General features: G+C 75.1%; 13 protein-coding genes. 9 read left to right on the forward strand and 4 right to left on the reverse strand.

All coding sequences use genetic code 11. The features are described 5' to 3' along the window. The first annotated feature begins 169 nt into the window (after window positions 1–169). A complete protein-coding gene (locus O7633_RS27230) occupies window positions 170–1,276 on the forward strand; it encodes an FAD-dependent monooxygenase (RefSeq protein ID WP_282324431.1) in 1,107 nt (368 codons plus the stop codon). A 259-nt stretch (window positions 1,277–1,535) separates the two neighbouring features. Beyond that, complete coding sequence (gene ctaD, locus O7633_RS27235) at window positions 1,536–3,293, forward strand: cytochrome c oxidase subunit I (protein WP_282324432.1); 1,758 nt, start codon at window positions 1,536–1,538, stop codon at window positions 3,291–3,293. Between the two features lie 360 nt (window positions 3,294–3,653). On the opposite strand, the gene O7633_RS27240 is transcribed toward ctaD, so the two are convergent. The 4 genes from O7633_RS27240 to O7633_RS27255 form a co-directional block, all read right to left on the reverse strand. Next, window positions 3,654–4,979: an MFS transporter gene (locus tag O7633_RS27240; protein ID WP_282328657.1), complete on the reverse strand. Its 1,326-nt coding sequence runs from the start codon at window positions 4,977–4,979 to the stop codon at window positions 3,654–3,656. A gap of 72 nt (window positions 4,980–5,051) precedes the next feature. Next, window positions 5,052–5,633, reverse strand: coding sequence for an isochorismatase family protein (locus tag O7633_RS27245; protein WP_074473641.1), 582 nt, complete (start codon window positions 5,631–5,633; stop codon window positions 5,052–5,054). 53 nt (window positions 5,634–5,686) lie between these two features. Then, on the reverse strand, window positions 5,687–6,973 hold the full coding sequence (locus tag O7633_RS27250) for a nicotinate phosphoribosyltransferase (RefSeq protein ID WP_178063658.1): 1,287 nt from the start codon (window positions 6,971–6,973) through the stop codon (window positions 5,687–5,689). Between the two features lie 16 nt (window positions 6,974–6,989). Continuing rightward, window positions 6,990–9,818, reverse strand: a complete 2,829-nt coding sequence (locus tag O7633_RS27255) for a LuxR family transcriptional regulator (protein ID WP_282324434.1) — start codon at window positions 9,816–9,818, stop codon at window positions 6,990–6,992. A gap of 198 nt (window positions 9,819–10,016) precedes the next feature. Between O7633_RS27255 and O7633_RS27260 the strand changes: the two genes are divergently transcribed. The 7 genes from O7633_RS27260 (at window position 10,017) to O7633_RS27290 (ending at window position 15,573) form a co-directional block, all read left to right on the forward strand. Then, a complete protein-coding gene (locus O7633_RS27260) occupies window positions 10,017–11,699 on the forward strand; it encodes a hypothetical protein (protein ID WP_282324435.1) in 1,683 nt (560 codons plus the stop codon). 126 nt (window positions 11,700–11,825) lie between these two features. Beyond that, complete coding sequence (gene clpS / locus O7633_RS27265) at window positions 11,826–12,116, forward strand: ATP-dependent Clp protease adapter ClpS (RefSeq protein WP_043962170.1); 291 nt, start codon at window positions 11,826–11,828, stop codon at window positions 12,114–12,116. A gap of 2 nt (window positions 12,117–12,118) precedes the next feature. After that, complete coding sequence (locus O7633_RS27270) at window positions 12,119–12,613, forward strand: DUF2017 domain-containing protein (RefSeq protein WP_176734816.1); 495 nt, start codon at window positions 12,119–12,121, stop codon at window positions 12,611–12,613. A gap of 54 nt (window positions 12,614–12,667) precedes the next feature. After that, complete coding sequence (locus tag O7633_RS27275; protein ID WP_282324436.1) at window positions 12,668–13,156, forward strand: M67 family metallopeptidase; 489 nt, start codon at window positions 12,668–12,670, stop codon at window positions 13,154–13,156. A gap of 74 nt (window positions 13,157–13,230) precedes the next feature. Further along, entirely contained in the window at window positions 13,231–13,584 is a 354-nt protein-coding gene (locus O7633_RS27280; protein ID WP_074474019.1) for a MoaD family protein, read from the forward strand. A gap of 11 nt (window positions 13,585–13,595) precedes the next feature. Continuing rightward, window positions 13,596–14,561, forward strand: coding sequence for a pyridoxal-phosphate dependent enzyme (locus O7633_RS27285; protein WP_178063660.1), 966 nt, complete (start codon window positions 13,596–13,598; stop codon window positions 14,559–14,561). Between the two features lie 265 nt (window positions 14,562–14,826). Continuing rightward, the gene (locus tag O7633_RS27290; protein ID WP_278132655.1) at window positions 14,827–15,573 is read left to right on the forward strand and encodes an MBL fold metallo-hydrolase; all 747 of its coding nucleotides are present in this window, start codon (window positions 14,827–14,829) and stop codon (window positions 15,571–15,573) included. Window positions 15,574–15,739: the final 166 nt, after the last annotated feature.

Genomic DNA, 15,739 nt, shown 5'->3' on the forward strand with positions numbered 1-15,739 from the left:
GGAACAACTTTTCCGCCCGCCCGGCCGGCCCGTGGGGCGTCCCCCGGCGATCGACGCAACCCGTCGAGGGTCGACCCGCCCGAGACGAACGGCCCTGGCGTGCGTCGATCGCACCGAGTAGTGTCTTGCCTCCAACGCGTGCCGCTACCCCCCGGAGGCGTACACCACGATGGGTGGCTCCCCCCTGCGCATCCTCGTCGTCGGCGCGGGCATCGCCGGTCTGGCCGTGGCCCGGGCACTGCGGAGGGTGGGTCTCCGGCCCGATGTCACCGAGCGCCTGCCCGCGTCGGCCCTCGTCGACACCGGCCTCTACCTGCCCGGCAACGCGGCCCGCGCCCTGCGCGGGCTCGACCTCGACGGCCCCGTGCGCCCCCTCGGGCAGGTCATCCGCCGGCAGTGCTTCCTCGACGCCGCCGGCGACCCGCTCTGCGAGGTCGACCTGGGGTCGCTCTGGGCGGACGTCGGCGAGTGCCGCGCGCTGCCCTGGTCGGAACTGCACCGGGTGCTGCTCACCGGTGCCGGCGGCGAGGTCCGCCACTGCGTCGAGGTGCGGGAGGTCGAGCTGCTGCCGGCCGCCGTCGGCATCACCTTCGCCGACGGCGCCACCGCCGAGTACGACCTGGTGATCGGCGCCGACGGCCCCCGCTCGGCCGTGCGCGCCCTGGCCGCGCTCGGCGGGGCGCCCCGCCCGGCCGGGCACGTCGTCTACCGGGGCGTCGTCCGGGGCGGCCCGCCGGTCGACGAGTGGACCGCGCTGCTCGGCCAGCAGGCCGGCTTCCTCGTCGTGCCGCTCGGGGCCGGCCGGCTCTACTGCTACGCCGACGAGGTGGGCACCGTCGCCCCCGCCGACCCCGTCGCGCGGCTGACCGAGCTGTTCGGCGCGTACGCGGGCCCGGTGCCCGAGGTGCTCGACGCGCTGGAGCAGGTGCACGTCGGCGTCACCGAGGAGGTCGAGCTGGGCCGGTGGTCCCGGGGGCGGGTGCTGCTCGTCGGCGACGCCGCGCACGCCACCGCGCCGACCCTGTCCCAGGGCACCGCCATGGCCCTGGAGGACGCCGTGGTGCTGGCCGAGTCGCTGACCTCCACCGACACCGTCGAGGAGGCCCTGGCCGCGTACGAGAGCCGCCGTCGCCCGCGTACCCAGTGGGTGCGGGACCGGACCCGGGACCGCAACCGCACCCGCGACGTGCCGCCGGCCCTGCGCGACCCGTTCCTGCGCCGGCGCGGGGCGGAGATCTTCGGCGCGCACTACGGGCTGCTGGTCAAGCCGGTGTGAGCGGGGTCGTCGGCCGCCCGGCGGGCGGGGCCGCCGGTCGCGCCCCGCGTGTCGGCCGCCCGCCGCATCGGCCCTGACGCCGACGACGGTCGCGCGGGACGGTCGGTCGCGCCGGCGCGAGCGCGCGCGAACGGGGCGTGATCGTAGCCGGCCACCCCACGCGGCACCCCCACCTGCCGGGGACTATCCTCCTTGCGGATGACGGCTCGCAGATAACCAGGGCGTGCCGAGCGGGACAACCCAGAACCGGAGGCCACTCGTGACCACCGTCGCACCCAAGCCGGTCGTGACCCGGCCCTGGCCGGTCCGAGAGCCGGTCAAGGGGTCGGCAATCGCGCGGCTGCTGCGCACCACGGACGCGAAGCAGATCGGGATCATGTACATGGTCACCGCGTTCGCGTTCTTCATGATCGGTGGCCTGATGGCGCTGATCATGCGGGCCGAGCTGGCCCGCCCGGGGCTGCAGTTCCTGTCGCCGGAGCAGTACAACCAGCTGTTCACGATGCACGGCACGATCATGCTGCTGTTCTTCGCGACGCCGATCGTGTTCGCCTTCGCGAACTACGTGGTGCCGCTGCAGATCGGCGCCCCGGACGTGTCGTTCCCCCGGCTGAACTCCTTCGCGTACTGGCTCTACCTGTTCGGCGGCACGATGGCGACCGCCGGTTTCCTCACCCCGGGCGGCGCGGCCGACTTCGGCTGGACCGCGTACACCCCGCTGAGCACCGCCGAGCACTCGCCGGGCGTCGGCGCGAACATGTGGGTCGTCGGCCTGGCCATCTCCGGTCTGGGCACCATCCTCGGCGCGGTCAACCTGATCACCACGATCCTGACCCTGCGCGCCCCCGGCATGACGATGTTCCGGATGCCGATCTTCACCTGGAACATGCTGGTCACCAGCCTGCTGGCGATCCTGATCTTCCCGCTGCTGGCCGCCGCGCTCTTCGCGCTCGCCGCGGACCGGCTGCTCGGCGCGCACGTCTACGACCCGGCCACCGGCGGCCCGATGCTGTGGCAGCACCTCTTCTGGTTCTTCGGCCACCCCGAGGTGTACATCATCGCGCTGCCGTTCTTCGGCATCATCACCGAGGTCATCCCGGTCTTCTCCCGCAAGCCGATCTTCGGCTACAAGGGGCTGGTCGCCGCGACCATCGCCATCGCCGCGCTGTCGATGAGCGTCTGGGCGCACCACATGTTCTCCACCGGCCAGGTGCTGCTGCCGTTCTTCAGCTTCCTGAGCTACCTGATCGCCGTGCCGACCGGCATGAAGTTCTTCAACTGGATCGGCACCATGTGGCGGGGCCAGATCACCTTCGAGACGCCGATGCTCTTCGCCATCGGCTTCCTGGTGACCTTCCTCTTCGGCGGCCTCACCGGCGTGATCCTGGCCAGCCCGCCGCTGGACTTCCACGTGCACGACTCGTACTTCGTGGTGGCGCACTTCCACTACGTGCTGTTCGGCACCATCGTGTTCGCCGTCTTCGCCGGCATCTACTTCTGGTTCCCGAAGATGTTCGGCCGGATGCTCGACGAGCGGCTCGGCAAGATCCACTTCTGGCTGACCATGATCGGCTTCCACACCACGTTCCTGGTGCAGCACTGGCTGGGCAACGAGGGCATGCCCCGCCGGTACGTCGACTACCTGCCCGGCGACGGCTTCACCTTCCTCAACACGGTCTCCACGGTCGGGGCGTTCATCACCGGCATCTCGACCCTGCCGTTCATCTGGAACTGCTGGAAGTCGTACAAGACCGGCCCGGTGGTCGAGGTCGACGACCCGTGGGGCCACGGCAACTCGCTGGAGTGGGCGACCAGCTCGCCGCCCCCGCTGCGCAACTTCGACCGGATGCCCCGGATCCGCTCCGAGCGCCCCGCGTTCGACGCGAAGTTCCCCGAGCTGGCCGCCGGCCAGAGCCTCGCCGGCCCGCCCGAGGGCGGCTCGAAGCCGCTGACCAGCGAGTCCGACGACGGTGCCAGCTACCAGGAGGACAAGGCGGGCAACGTCGACCAGCGCTGAGCCGCCGGTCAACCCGTACGACGGGCGCCGCACCCCACCCCCGGGGCGCGGCGCCCGTCGCCGTACGGGCCCGTCTGAGTCGCCGCCCCGGGCCAGCCCGCCCGGTTGGGCCAGCTTGCCCGGTCGGGGCGTTCGCGATGTCGGCGACATGGCGGGGTCGGAGGGGGTGGGAAACCCCGATGTCGCCGACATGGCGGGGCGACCAGGTGCGGGGCGGCGGCCGACTGGCCTTCGCGGCCCGCGACTCGGGCGACCAACGACGGCCGGGGCCGACCGTGCCCGGCGGAGGGATCAAGCCTGACCGCCCGGAGCCGGGCACGGTCGGCCCCGGCCCCCACCGTGCACGCCGTGCACAGCGGGTCAACCGGTTACGCCGGTGGTGGCGGAGGCCGGCGCAGCAGGGCCCGGCGACCCGGGAACCGGTTCGGCCGACAGCGGCGGGACCGGGTCCGCCGCGGACGCCGGGGTTCCCCCGGTCGGAGCGGCCCCGGTCGGAGCGGCCCGGGTCGGGGTGGCCGCCGTCGGGGTGGTGCGGCGGAGCAGCTCGGCGGGGAGCACGGCGGCGGCGACCAGCAGCCCGATCGCGCCGGTGACCACGAAGCCCCATGGCGGGGCGGAGGCGTCGATGACCGCGCCGGCGAGCGGCGCGCCGAGGGCGATGCCGACGGTCACCGCCGAGCCGTGCAGGCCCATCGCCTCGCCCCGCACCTCGGCCGGGACGAGCCGGCTGACCGTGTCGGCCGTCGCGGCGAGCGTCGGCGCGCAGAGCATCCCGGCCGGGACGAGGGCCAGGCAGAGCAGCCACCAGTGCGCGCCACCGAGCCCGACGGGGATGGTGCACAGGCTGAGCACGGTGACCAGGGCCAGGGGCGAGACCGGGCGGCTGACCGCGCCGTAGGCGAAGCCGCCGACCAGCGACGCGACCGCCCACGCGGCGAGCACCACCCCGGTCCAGCCGACCTCGCCGCCGGCGCGCAGCACGGCGACGACCGCGACGTCGGTGCCGCCGAGCACGAGGGTCGTGGCGAGGCTCACGGCGAGGACGGCGACCATCCGGCGGGTCAGCCACTCCCGGCGGGGCACCCGACGCCGCTGCGGGGCGGGCTCGTCGGCGGCGCGGGTGGGCGGGTCGAGCAGCCAGAGGGCGACGCCGGCGGCGACGATGCCCGCGCCGACCGCGTAGAGGGTGACCCGGGCGGACACGGCGGTGGACATCGCCACGGCGAGGGCGGGGCCGACCATGAACGACAGCTCCACCGACATCGAGTCCAGCGCGTACGCCGGGCGGCGGTGCTCGGGCGGCGCGAGCGCGGCGATGGACTGCCGGATCACCGAGAAGATCGGCAGGGCGAGCAGGCCGGCGACGAACGCGGCCGGCAACAGCACCGGGTACGGCAGTGCCGGCGCGGTGGACCAGAAGACCGCCTCGGCGGCGGTGGTCAGCACGAGCACCGGGCGCAGGCCGCGCCGGTCGACGAGCCGCCCGAGCAGCGGGCCGCCGAGTGCCGCGCCGACGGTCATCGCCGCCCCGACCAGACCGGCCGCGCCGTAGCCCCGGCCGAGGTCCAGCACCACGTGGAAGGTGATGGTCACCCCGGTCGCGGTGAGCGGGACGCGGGCGAGCACGGAGACCAGCAGCAGCGACCGAAGGCCGGGCAGGGCGAGCGCCTGCCGGTAGGGCGACATGTTCACGACGGTGGGACACCTCCGCCCGACATCCTCGACCGGGGGTGTGACACGCGCCAGCGGTTTACCCGCTCAGGCGGCTCCGACCACCGGCGTGCCGGTCATCGCCACCCCCGCCCCCTCCATCGCCCGCAGGGCCACGTCCAGCGTCTCGGGCGCCACGGCGGCGGTGAGGTCGAGCAGGACGGTCGTGGCGAACCCCTCCCGGGCGGCGTCCAGGGCGGTGGCCCGTACGCAGTGGTCGGTGGCGACGCCGACCACGTCGACCCGGTCGACCCCGCGGGCGCGCAGCCAGTCGGCGAGGTGCTCGCCGTCGGCGGCGTGCCCCTCGAAGCCGGAGTATGCCGCCGCGTGCTCGCCCTTGTGGAAGATCGCCTCGATCCGGCCGGTGGCCAGCTCGGGGTGGAACTCCGAGCCGGGCGTGCCGACGACGCAGTGGGCGGGCCAGGAGTCGACGTAGTCGGGCGGGTTGCCGAAGTGCGCGCCCGGGTCGACGTGGTAGTCCTTCGTCGCCACCACGTGGTCCCAGCGGTCGGGCTCGGCGGCGAGCAGCCGGGAGATCCCCGCCGCGACGCCGGCGCCGCCGGCCACCGCGAGGGAGCCGCCCTCGCAGAAGTCGTTCTGCACGTCGACGATGATCAGCGCGTTCGCCATGCCAGGGGTGCTCCTTCGCGGTGCGGGGCGACGGGGGTCGGGGGTCGGTCGGGTCAGCCGGCGGGGACGACGGTCACCGGGACCGCCGGGTCGCCGGCGGAGAGCTTGAGGCCCTCCCACGGGATCGAGATGAGGCACTGCCGCAGGTGTTCCCGCGACTCGTCAAGCGTCGGCGGCTCGACCGGCTCGCCGCCGGCCACGTACGTCCGCTGGAGCAGCCGGTCGTGCGGCTGCCGGTCGGGCACGCCCTGCGGCACGATGATCTCCTCGGTCGCCGTGCCGGTGGGCTTGTGCCGGCGTACCGCGACCTTCCGGCCGCCGATGGTGGCCTTGTGCTCGGAGCGCTTGACCACCGGCCGCCCGGCCACCTCGACCAGCTTGTAGACCAGCCCGGCGGTGGGCGCGCCGGAGCCGGTGACGACGGCGGTGCCCGCGCCGTACATGTCGACGGGCTCGGCGGCGAGCGCGGCGATGGCGTACTCGTCGAGGTCGCCGGAGACGATGATCTTCGTCTCGGTGGCGCCGAGCGAGTCGAGCAGCTCGCGGGACTGCTGGGCGATCACCGCGAGGTCGCCGGAGTCGATCCGGACGGCCCGCAGCTCCGGACCGGCCACCGCGATGGCGTTGCGGATGCCCTGGCTGATGTCGTACGTGTCGACCAGCAGCGTGGTGTCCTTGCCCAGCGTGGCGACCTGCGAGGCGAACGCGGCCCGCTCGTCGTCGTGCAGCAGGGTGAACGCGTGCGCGGCGGTGCCGGCGGTCGGGATGCCGTAGCGCTGGCCGGCGGCCAGGTTGGAGGTGAACCGGAACCCGGCCAGGTAGGCCGCCCGCGCCGCGGCGACGGCCGCCTCCTCGTGGGCCCGCCGGGAGCCCATCTCGATCAGCGCGCGGCCCCGGGCGGCGGTGACCATCCGGGCGGCCGCCGCGGCGACCGCGCAGTCGTAGTTGAGCACCGACAGCACCAGCGTCTCCAGCACGACGCACTCGGCGAAGCCGCCGGAGACGGTGAGGATCGGCGAGCCGGGGAAGAACAGCTCGCCCTCGGCGTATCCGTCGATGTCGCCGGTGAAGCGGTAGCGGGCCAGCCACTCCGCGCCGGCGTCGTCGACGACGCCCGTGCGGCGCAGGAAGTCGACCTCGTCGGCGGAGAAGCGGAAGTCGCGGATCATGTCGATCAGCCGGGCGGTGCCTGCCACCACCCCGTAGCGGCGGCCGGTGGGCAGCCGACGGCTGAAGACCTCGAAGACGCACGGGCGGTCGGCGGTGCCGTCGGCCAGGGCGGCGCTGACCATGGTCAGCTCGTAGTGGTCGGTCAGCAGCGCGGGGCGAAAGGTGCTCACCTGCCCAGCCTAGAGTTCACCTTCCCGGCTCGCCCCCCTGGCCCGGGAAGGATCGCCCCTCGTCGGGGCCGGGGCGGGGCCGCCCGCCGTCGCCGCCCGGGAAGTGCCACCCGCCGCCGTCGCCCGGAGAGCCCGAGGAACCGGGACGATCCGGAGAGCCCGCAGGGCCCGCAGAGCCTGGGCAACCCGGAGAGCCCGACGGCCAGCGGAGGGCGGACCGCAGCTCGGCCCGGCCGGTCACGCCGAGCTTGTGGTAGATCCGGTGCAGGTGGTTGTCCACGGTGCGGCTGGACAGGAAGAGGCGCTCGCCGATGGCGCGGCTGGTGACGCCCTCGGCGGCGAGCCGGGCGACCTCCCACTCCCGGTCGGTCAGGGCGGGCTCCCCGAGCCGCAGCGCGGGGGTGTCGACCTGGTCACACCGCCCGAGCAGCTCGCCGAGGCGCCCGTGGGCGGCGACCGCCGCGCCGGAGCGGCCGCCGCGCAGCCGGTGCACCGCCGTCGCGGCCGCCTCGGCGGCCCAGACCCGCAGGTCCAGCGCGGCGAGACCGTCGGCGACCGCGAGCAGGTCGTCGGCCGGTCCGGCGACGGCGGCCCGGGCGTACCGGGCCAGCAGGGGCGGCAGCGGGCCGTCGACCCGTTCGCAGAGCTCGGCGAGCCGCTGGGCGACCGTCCGCCTGCCGCCGTCGGTGCAGGTCGGCCCCACGGGCGCGGCGGCGGCGTCCAGCCGCACCAGGTCGTGCAGGACGAGCAGCTCGTGGCCGGCGAGCCCGTCGTCGCGGAGCCGGTCGGCGAGGGCGGCGAGGTGCTTGGTCGCGCCGGCCTGGTCGCCGCCGGCGGCGAGCACCGCGCCCCGGGCCTGCTCCAGCCAGGGGTAGAGCACCGCCATCCCGGGGGCGTGGGTGCGGTCCGCCTCGGCCATCGCCTCGGCGGCGTGCGCGGCGTCGCCCCGCAGCGCCGCCGCCTGTGCCCGCTCGGCGTGGGCCAGGCCCGCGTACACCCGGCTGGTGGCGAGCACCGCGCACGCCTCCAGGGCCGTCTTCAGCGCGGTGCCGCTGCTGCCGCGCAGCCGCGCCGCGTACGCCCGGAGGATGCCCAGGTAGCCGGTGCCGAGCCGGAAGTCGCCCGCACCGGCCAGGTCGGCGAACTCGTCGGCCACGATGGCGTCGATGCCGGCCAGGTCGCCGGCGAGCGCGAGCCGGGTGCCCCGGGCCAGCTCCAGCGCGAGCTGGAGGTAGGGCATGTCGGCGCGCCAGCGGGCCGCCTCGGCCTGCACCTGCCCGATCGCCGCGCCGCTGCGGGCGAACTGCCCCTGGGCGGCCTGGAGGTGGGCGAGGGTGCAGCGGGCCAGCTCCCGGGCGGCCGCGCTGGCGGCCGGGCGGTCCAGCACCGCCTGGGCCAGCCGCACCGCCCGGGCCGTGTCGAGCCGGTGCAGCCGCATGATCGCCTCGAAGGCGTGCACCCGGGCCCGGCCGGCGGCGTCGGTCAGCTCCGCGCCGCGCGCCGCGATCTCGTCGACGGTGGACTCCCGGCCGAGCCCCCAGTAGCTGACCATCCCGCGGACGGTCAGCCACCGCACGCACCTCGCCTGCTCCGCCGCGTCCTGCGCGACGGAGTCGAGCATCGCGATCGCCTCCTCCGGCCGGTCGGCGAACATCAGGAGGGTGGCCAGCAGCTCCGCGGCGTCGAAGCCGCCGTCGGCGTCCAGCGCCGCCCGGGCCAGCCGGGTCGCCAGGGGTACGTCGTACCGGGCGAACGCCTGCGCGGCGGCCCCGAGCAGCAGCGCCGGGTCCTGCGCGGTGCCGGAGTCGAGCCGCCAGACCGCCACCCGCAGCAGGTCGTCGCGGCGGCGCGTCCCCGCGGCCTCCAGCAGCTCGGCGAGGCGGGCCTGTAGGCGGCGGGTGCGGCTGACCGGGCACCGTCGGCGCATCGTCTCGCCGTAGAGCGGGTGCGCCAGCCGCACGTCGGTGCGGCGGTCGTTGGGCTCCACCGCGATCAGCCCGCGCTCCTCGGCGGTCTCCACGTCTGCCGGCTCCACCGCCTGGTCGAGCAGGCGCAGCCCGAGCGGCTCGCCGAAGGCGACCAGCTCCAGCACCGCCCGCACCCCCGGCGTGAGCCGCCCGATGCGGGTGTCGACGAGGTCGGTGAGGCTGGGGGCCGGCGCCGGCCGCCCGGTCCACCGCCAGACGCCGTACGTGCGGGTCAGCTCGTCGGCCGGCGCGCCCATGACGAGCTCGCGCAGCAGCAGCGGGTTGCCGCCGGAGAGCCGCCACAGCCGGTCGGCGGAGCACGCGTCGACGGGGCCGCCGAGGATGGCGGCGAGCAGCCCGGCGGTGTCGGCGGGCCCCAGTGGGGCCAGCTCCACGCGGTCGACCAGGTCGTCGGTCCACAGTGCCCGGACGGGCAGCGGCAGTTGCTCGCCGTCGCGCAGCGTCCCGATCACCGTGGTGTTCTCGACGCGGGCCACCAGGTGCACCAGCGCGGCCGAGGGCGGGTCGAGCAGGTGCGCGTCGTCGACGGCCAGCACGATGCGCCGCCCGGCGGCCCGCTGCTGCAACTGGCCCACCGCCCAGCGCAGCACGCCGGCGGGGGAGAGCCCCTCCGGCGGCTCGGCGGGGAGCACCTGGACCATGCCGCCGAAGGGCAGGGCGGCGGTGGTGGCGCTGGCCGAGACCGACCAGACGGCGTGCCGGTCGGCGGGGACGGCCGCGAGCGCCTCGCGCAGCAGCCGGCTCTTGCCGACCCCGGCGGAGCCGCTGAGGAAGAGCCCGCGTTCCGTCGCCCCGGTCGCCGCGACCAGGAGACGGTCGAGCTCGGCGCGGCGGCCGACGAAGTCCCACCGACTCATCCGGGCAGCATATCGACCGCCATCCTTCCGTACGGGCACCGTCACGCGGCGAAGTTGAGTAACCTGTCGATTACCGGTGAGTATCCGACCGGCGCGGTCGAGCTGTCCCAAAGGCGTAATCTTCCCGCATCCGGGTGCCACCGCCGGATGATCCACGCGGCCGGGTCCCCCGCGGCCGCCCGCACCGGGAGGCCGCTGATGAAGCCGGGCCCTCTCCCCGGGGTCGCCGTGCCCGACGAACCGGGCGACCCCGCCGCCCCGCCGCGCCACGCCCCGCTGCCCGCCCGACTCGGGCGCACCGAGCCGTCGGCGGGCGAGCCCCTCGCCGTGGTCGCCGCCGGCCCGGCCGGCGCCGCGCGCCGCGACGTGCTCGCCGCCCTGCTGGGGCTCGCCCCGGAGCGGCTCGCCGTGCCGCCCGGGAGCTGGCTGCTGGTCGACCACGCCCGGGTGTCGACGCGGGCCGCGTACGTGCCGGGCTACCGGCAGCCGCACGCGTACGCGCCGGACGGCTCGGCGACGGGGCCGGCGCTGGCCCGGCCGCCGCGGCGGGTCGAGCTGACCGTCGCCGAGCCGCTGCTGCGGCGGTTCGCCGTGGTCGATACGCCCGACACCGGGACCCTCGGCCTCGCCGGCGGGCGGCTGCTGCTCGACGCGGTCGGCCGGGCCGGGGCGCTGCTCTTCGTGATCGCCGCCGACCAGGCGTTCAGCGCCGCCGAGCTGCGCCTGCTGGCCGAGGTCGCCGCCCTGCCGGTCGAGGTCTTCTTCGTCGTCACCCCGGGGCTGTCGGGCTGGGCCGCGCCGCCGGAGCTGGCCGGGCCGCCGGAGTCGGCCGGGCCGCCGGAGCTCGCCGGGTCGCCAGGGCCGGCTGATCCGCCGGCGCCCGCCGGGTCGCCCGACCTGCCTGACCTGCCCGGGTCGGCCGGTCCGCCCGGGGCGGTGGATCCGGCCGGGTCGGCCGAGGCGGCCAGGGCGGCCAGGGCGGCCGGGTCGGCCGGGGCGGTGGATCCGGCCGGGGTGGCGGTGGCCGCGCACCGCGCCGCGCTGCTCGCCGCCGTGCCCGGGCTGGCCGGGGCGCGGTGGTACCCGGCCCGTCCCGACGACACCGAGGCGCTGCGCCGGGCCGTCGTGGGGTGGGCCGCCGACGAGGGACTGCGCCGGTGCAGCGCCCAGCCGCCCGAGCCGCCCGGCGCGCACGACCGGGTGCCGGTCCTGCCCGGCGCGGAGGCGACCGACTGGGCCGGTCAGCTCGAACGGCAGGCCCGCTCCTGCGCCCAGCGGATCCGGCAGGACGTCGCCCTGGAGTTGGCCGACACCCACCTGCGGGTGGTGCAGGAGATCGTCTTCGGGGTCGGGTGCGCGGGGCTGCCGCAACTGCTCGACCGGGAGCTGGAGGTGCTCTCCCTGTCCGCCACCGCCCTGTGCGACCGGGCCGTGCGGGCCATCTGCGACGACGCCGCCGAGCGGGTCCTCGGCGGACCGGTCCCCGACGGCGTACGGCGGCGGATCGCCGAGGCCGTGCGGTTCGGGCTCGACGACCACACGGCGGGCCGGGGCCTCGACCGGGTGCTGCTGGTCACCAGCACCGCCGGGGTGGCGGAGCTGACCGGCCCCGGCGCGTCCGACGCGCTGCGCGGCTATCCGGGCGCGGAGCGCCCCGAGGTGCTCCCGCCGATCGCCGTGGGGCTCTCCGGCGGGTGCTGGCAGCGCTGGCGCGGCCCCGGCAACGACGACCCGGGCGGTGCCCGGGCCTGGGCGCAGCGGGCCCTGCGCGAGGTCGAGCTGGAGCTGACCCGGGAGGTGTCCCGGCGGTTCGAGGCGGTCCGGCTCTCGCTCGCCACGGTGCTGGCCGATGCGCTCGACCACGGCATCCTGCTCGCCTGACGGCGGGCCCGGCGCGCGGCGGCGGGGCCAGGCCGGGCCGGCCCGGTGCGCCGCTCCGGCGGCCGATCCGGGCCCGTCCGGCGTTCCGGTTCATCGCTTCCCCGCGACCGGTGGCACGATGGGGGCATGGCGGCTCCGCAGGTTGCGCCGGTCGAGACCCCGGACACCGAAGAGGTGCCGGTCTCCGACCGGCCGTGGGTGACGATCGTGTGGGACGACCCGGTCAACCTGATGTCGTACGTGACCTGGGTCTTCCAGAAGCTGTTCGGCTACAGCCGGGAGAGGGCCGAGAAGCTCATGCTGGACGTGCACCACAAGGGGCGGGCGGTGGTCTCCAGCGGGGCCCGGGAGCGGATGGAGCACGACGCGGCGCAGCTGCACGCGTACGGGCTGTGGGCCACGGTGGAGAGGTCGTGAGCATGTTCCGTCGCCGGGGCGAACGATACGTCGCCACGCTGGCCGTGGACGAGGTCCGGGTGCTGCGCAAGGTGGCCTCCGAGGTGGTGGGGCTGCTCACCGAGGGCTTCGACCACACCGACCCGGTGGTCGGCCGGCTCTTCCCCGAGGTCTACCCGGACGACTCGGCGGGCACGGCGGAGTTCCGCAAGTACACCGAGGGCGACCTGAAGACCGGCAAGATCGACCAGGCCGGGGCGATCCTCGCCGCGCTGCCCGACTCCGCCGGTGGCGAGGTGCAGCTCGACGCCGAGGCGGCCGAGGCGTGGCTGCGGGCCCTCAACGACGCCCGCCTCGCGATGGGCGTCCGGCTGGAGATCAAGGACGGCACGGACCTGGGCGCGGAGCTGGACGCGGCGGTCGGCGCCGATCCGTCGTCGAGCCGGGTGTTCCAGCTTTCGGTCTACGCCTATCTCGGCTATCTCCAGGAATCCCTGCTCAACGCCATGATCGACTGACCGTGACCCGCGCCACCTCGCTGTGGGCGTCGGCGAGGGGCTAGGCTGGGCGGCGTGCTGAGCATCGACCGGTCGATCATCGACGCGATCGTCGCCCACGCGCGTCGGGACCACCCGGACGAGGCGTGCGGCGTGGTCGCCGGCCCCGCCGGCAGCGACACCCCGACCCGGCACATCCCGATGGAGAACGCCGCCCGCTCCATGACGTTCTACGAGTTCGACTCGATGGAGCACCTGCGGGTGTGGCGGGAGATGGACGACCGTGACGAGGAGCCGGTGGTGATCTACCACTCGCACACCGCCACGGAGGCCTACCCCTCCCGCACCGACGTCGCCTTCGCCGGCGAGCCGGGGGCGCACTACCTGCTCGTCTCCACCCGCGAGCCCGACACCGAGGAGATCCGGTCCTTCCGGATCGTCGACGGCGTGGTGACCGAGGAGCCGGTGGAGATCGTGGAGGCCGCCGTGGACCCGCACGCCGTCCAGTCCTACATGTTCGGGCAGAGCCCGGCGACGGTCGACTACGAGTGTTCCGACCGCTGACCCAGCGGCCCCGCGACATTCCTTCTCTTCCCGTCACCGTGCAGACCGCACACCCGAACAAGGAGTACGACACCATGGCCATCGAGGTTCGCATCCCCACCATCCTGCGCACGTACACCGGCGGCGCGAAGGTCGTCGAGGGCGCCGGCGACACCCTGGGCGACCTGCTGACCGACCTGGACTCCCGGCACGGCGGCCTGCGGGCCCGCCTGGTCACCGACGCCGGCGCGCTGCACCGGTTCGTCAACGTCTACGTCAACGACGAGGACGTCCGCTTCCTCGGCGCGCTCGACGCCAAGCTCAACGACGGCGACAGCGTCACCATCCTGCCGGCCGTGGCCGGCGGCGCGTTCGGCTTCGCCGCCGCCGCGGCGATCGCCTCGCACAGCGCCTCGCACCCGGTGACCCCGCACGCCGTCGCCCGCTGAGGCGGCCGGCGATGGCGCGCTACGACAGCCTGCTGGACGCCTGCGGTGGCACGCCCCTGGTGGGGCTGCCGCGGCTGTCGCCGGTGGTGCCCGAGGGGGCGCCCCCGGTGCGGCTGTGGGCGAAGCTGGAGGACCGGAACCCGACCGGCAGCATCAAGGACCGGGCGGCCCTGTTCATGGTCCGCCGGGCGGAGTCCGACGGCAGGCTGCGCCCCGGCGACACGATCCTGGAGCCGACCAGCGGCAACACCGGCATCTCCCTGGCCATGGTGGCCAAGCTGCGGGGCTACCGGCTGGTCTGCGTCATGCCGGAGAACGTCTCGACCGAGCGGGTCCAGCTGCTCCGGATGTACGGCGCGGAGATCATTTTCTCGCCGGCCGCCGGCGGCTCGAACCAGGCCGTCGCCACCGCCAAGCAGATCTCGGCCGAGCACCCCGACTGGGTGATGCTCTACCAGTACGGCAACGAGGCGAACGCCCGGGCGCACTTCGAGACCACCGGCCCGGAGCTGCTGGAGGACCTGCCCACGATCACGCACTTCGTGGCCGGGCTGGGCACCACCGGCACGCTGATGGGCACCGGTCGCTACCTGCGGGAGAAGGTCGACGGCATCCAGATCGTCGCCGCCGAGCCGCGCTACGGCGAGCTGGTCTACGGGCTGCGCAACATCGACGAGGGCTACGTCCCGGAGCTCTACGACGCGACGGTGCTGACCCGGCGGTTCTCCGTCGGCACCCGGGACGCCGTGCTGCGCACCCGGCAGCTCGTCGAGGTGGAGGGGATCTTCGCGGGCTTCTCCACGGGTGCGATCCTGCACGCCGCCCTCGCGGTGGCGCACGAGGCGGTCCGCGACGGCCGCCGCGCCGACGTCGCGTTCGTGGTCTGCGACGGCGGCTGGAAATACCTGAGCACCGGCGCGTACGGCGGCACCCTCGCCGACGCCGAGGAGGCCCTGGAAGGGCAGCTCTGGGCGTGACGAGGGGGCCGGCGACGGGCCCGACGGGGCGCCGGCCGGGATGACGACACGGACGGGCCGTGACCGGGTGACCGGCGGCGGCCCGTCCGTCTCGCTGACCCGGAGACGGGCCGGGGGTGTCACGTTCGTGACAACTTCCAGCAGATGATTCTTGCCCCGGGGTGCGTCAGCGTAGGCTGCGCAGCGTGTCGTACGCGTCGGTAAAGATCATCGACGGAGCGGCGGCCGACGTGACGACTACGGTATGCGACAGCGGGACGACTCCATGAGACTGACCGTCCTCGGCTGTGCCGGGAGCTTTCCCGGACCCGACTCCCCGTGCTCGGCCTACCTGGTCGAGGCCGAGGGTTTCCGGCTCCTGGTCGACTTCGGCTCCGGCGCCCTCTCCACCCTCCAGCGCTACGCCGGGCTGCGTGCCCCGGACGCGATCCTCCTCACCCACCTGCACTGTGACCACATGCTCGACGCCGCCTCCTACGTGGTGGTGCGGCGCTACGCCCCGGACGGCCCGTACCCGGCCCTGCCCATGTACGCCCCCTCCGGCGCGCCGGACCGGCTCGCCCTGGCCTACGGCCAGGAGGACAGCACCGTCGAGGACGTCTACCAGTTCTACGGCCTCCAGCCCGGCACGTTCCCGATCGGCCCGTTCACCGTCACCGTCGACCGGATGAACCACCCGATCGAGACGTACGGCGTGCGGCTGGAACACGACGGCCGGGTGCTCTGCTACTCCTCCGACACGGCGCCCTGCGAGGCGCTGCTGCGGCTGGCCCAGGACGCCGACGTCTTCCTCTGCGAGGCCAGCTACCTCGACGGGGTGGAGAACCCGCCGGACCTGCACCTCACCGGCCGGGAGGCCGGCGAGGCTGCCACCAAGGCCGGCGTGGGGCGGCTGCTGCTGACCCACCTGGTCGCCGCGTGGGGCAGCGAGGCGCTCACCGTCGAGGCGGCCGGCACGACGTACGACGGTCCGCTGGAAGTGGTCCGCGCGGGCGCCTGCTACGACGTCTGACCCGGCGGGTGCAAGGAAGGGCCCCCTGTTAACGCATTCTGTTGTACAGGGGCCCCCTCCTAACCGCTGGGCCGGCGAGACCGCTGGGCCGGCCAGCGCGTCGATCCGGCGTGCGCCGACGCGAGCGCGCGGGGCGGGACCCGCGGCGGCCCCGTCCGCCGCACCG

This window comes from Micromonospora sp. WMMD712, assembly GCF_029581295.1.
In the GTDB taxonomy this organism is placed as follows: Bacteria; Actinomycetota; Actinomycetes; order Mycobacteriales; family Micromonosporaceae; genus Micromonospora; species Micromonospora carbonacea.

What these genes read in the sequence shown, in the direction of transcription:
- O7633_RS27230 (WP_282324431.1), top strand. Translation starts at nt 170, where the DNA reads ATGGGTGGCTCCCCCCTGCGCATCCTCGTCGTCGGCGCGGGCATCGCC.
- O7633_RS27240 (WP_282328657.1), bottom strand. Translation starts at nt 4,979, where the DNA reads ATGTCGCCCTACCGGCAGGCGCTCGCCCTGCCCGGCCTTCGGTCGCTG.
- O7633_RS27245 (WP_074473641.1), bottom strand. Translation starts at nt 5,633, where the DNA reads ATGGCGAACGCGCTGATCATCGTCGACGTGCAGAACGACTTCTGCGAG.
- O7633_RS27255 (WP_282324434.1), bottom strand. Translation starts at nt 9,818, where the DNA reads ATGAGTCGGTGGGACTTCGTCGGCCGCCGCGCCGAGCTCGACCGTCTC.
- O7633_RS27260 (WP_282324435.1), top strand. Translation starts at nt 10,017, where the DNA reads ATGAAGCCGGGCCCTCTCCCCGGGGTCGCCGTGCCCGACGAACCGGGC.
- clpS (WP_043962170.1), top strand. Translation starts at nt 11,826, where the DNA reads ATGGCGGCTCCGCAGGTTGCGCCGGTCGAGACCCCGGACACCGAAGAG.
- O7633_RS27270 (WP_176734816.1), top strand. Translation starts at nt 12,119, where the DNA reads ATGTTCCGTCGCCGGGGCGAACGATACGTCGCCACGCTGGCCGTGGAC.
- O7633_RS27280 (WP_074474019.1), top strand. Translation starts at nt 13,231, where the DNA reads ATGGCCATCGAGGTTCGCATCCCCACCATCCTGCGCACGTACACCGGC.
- O7633_RS27285 (WP_178063660.1), top strand. Translation starts at nt 13,596, where the DNA reads ATGGCGCGCTACGACAGCCTGCTGGACGCCTGCGGTGGCACGCCCCTG.
- O7633_RS27290 (WP_278132655.1), top strand. Translation starts at nt 14,827, where the DNA reads ATGAGACTGACCGTCCTCGGCTGTGCCGGGAGCTTTCCCGGACCCGAC.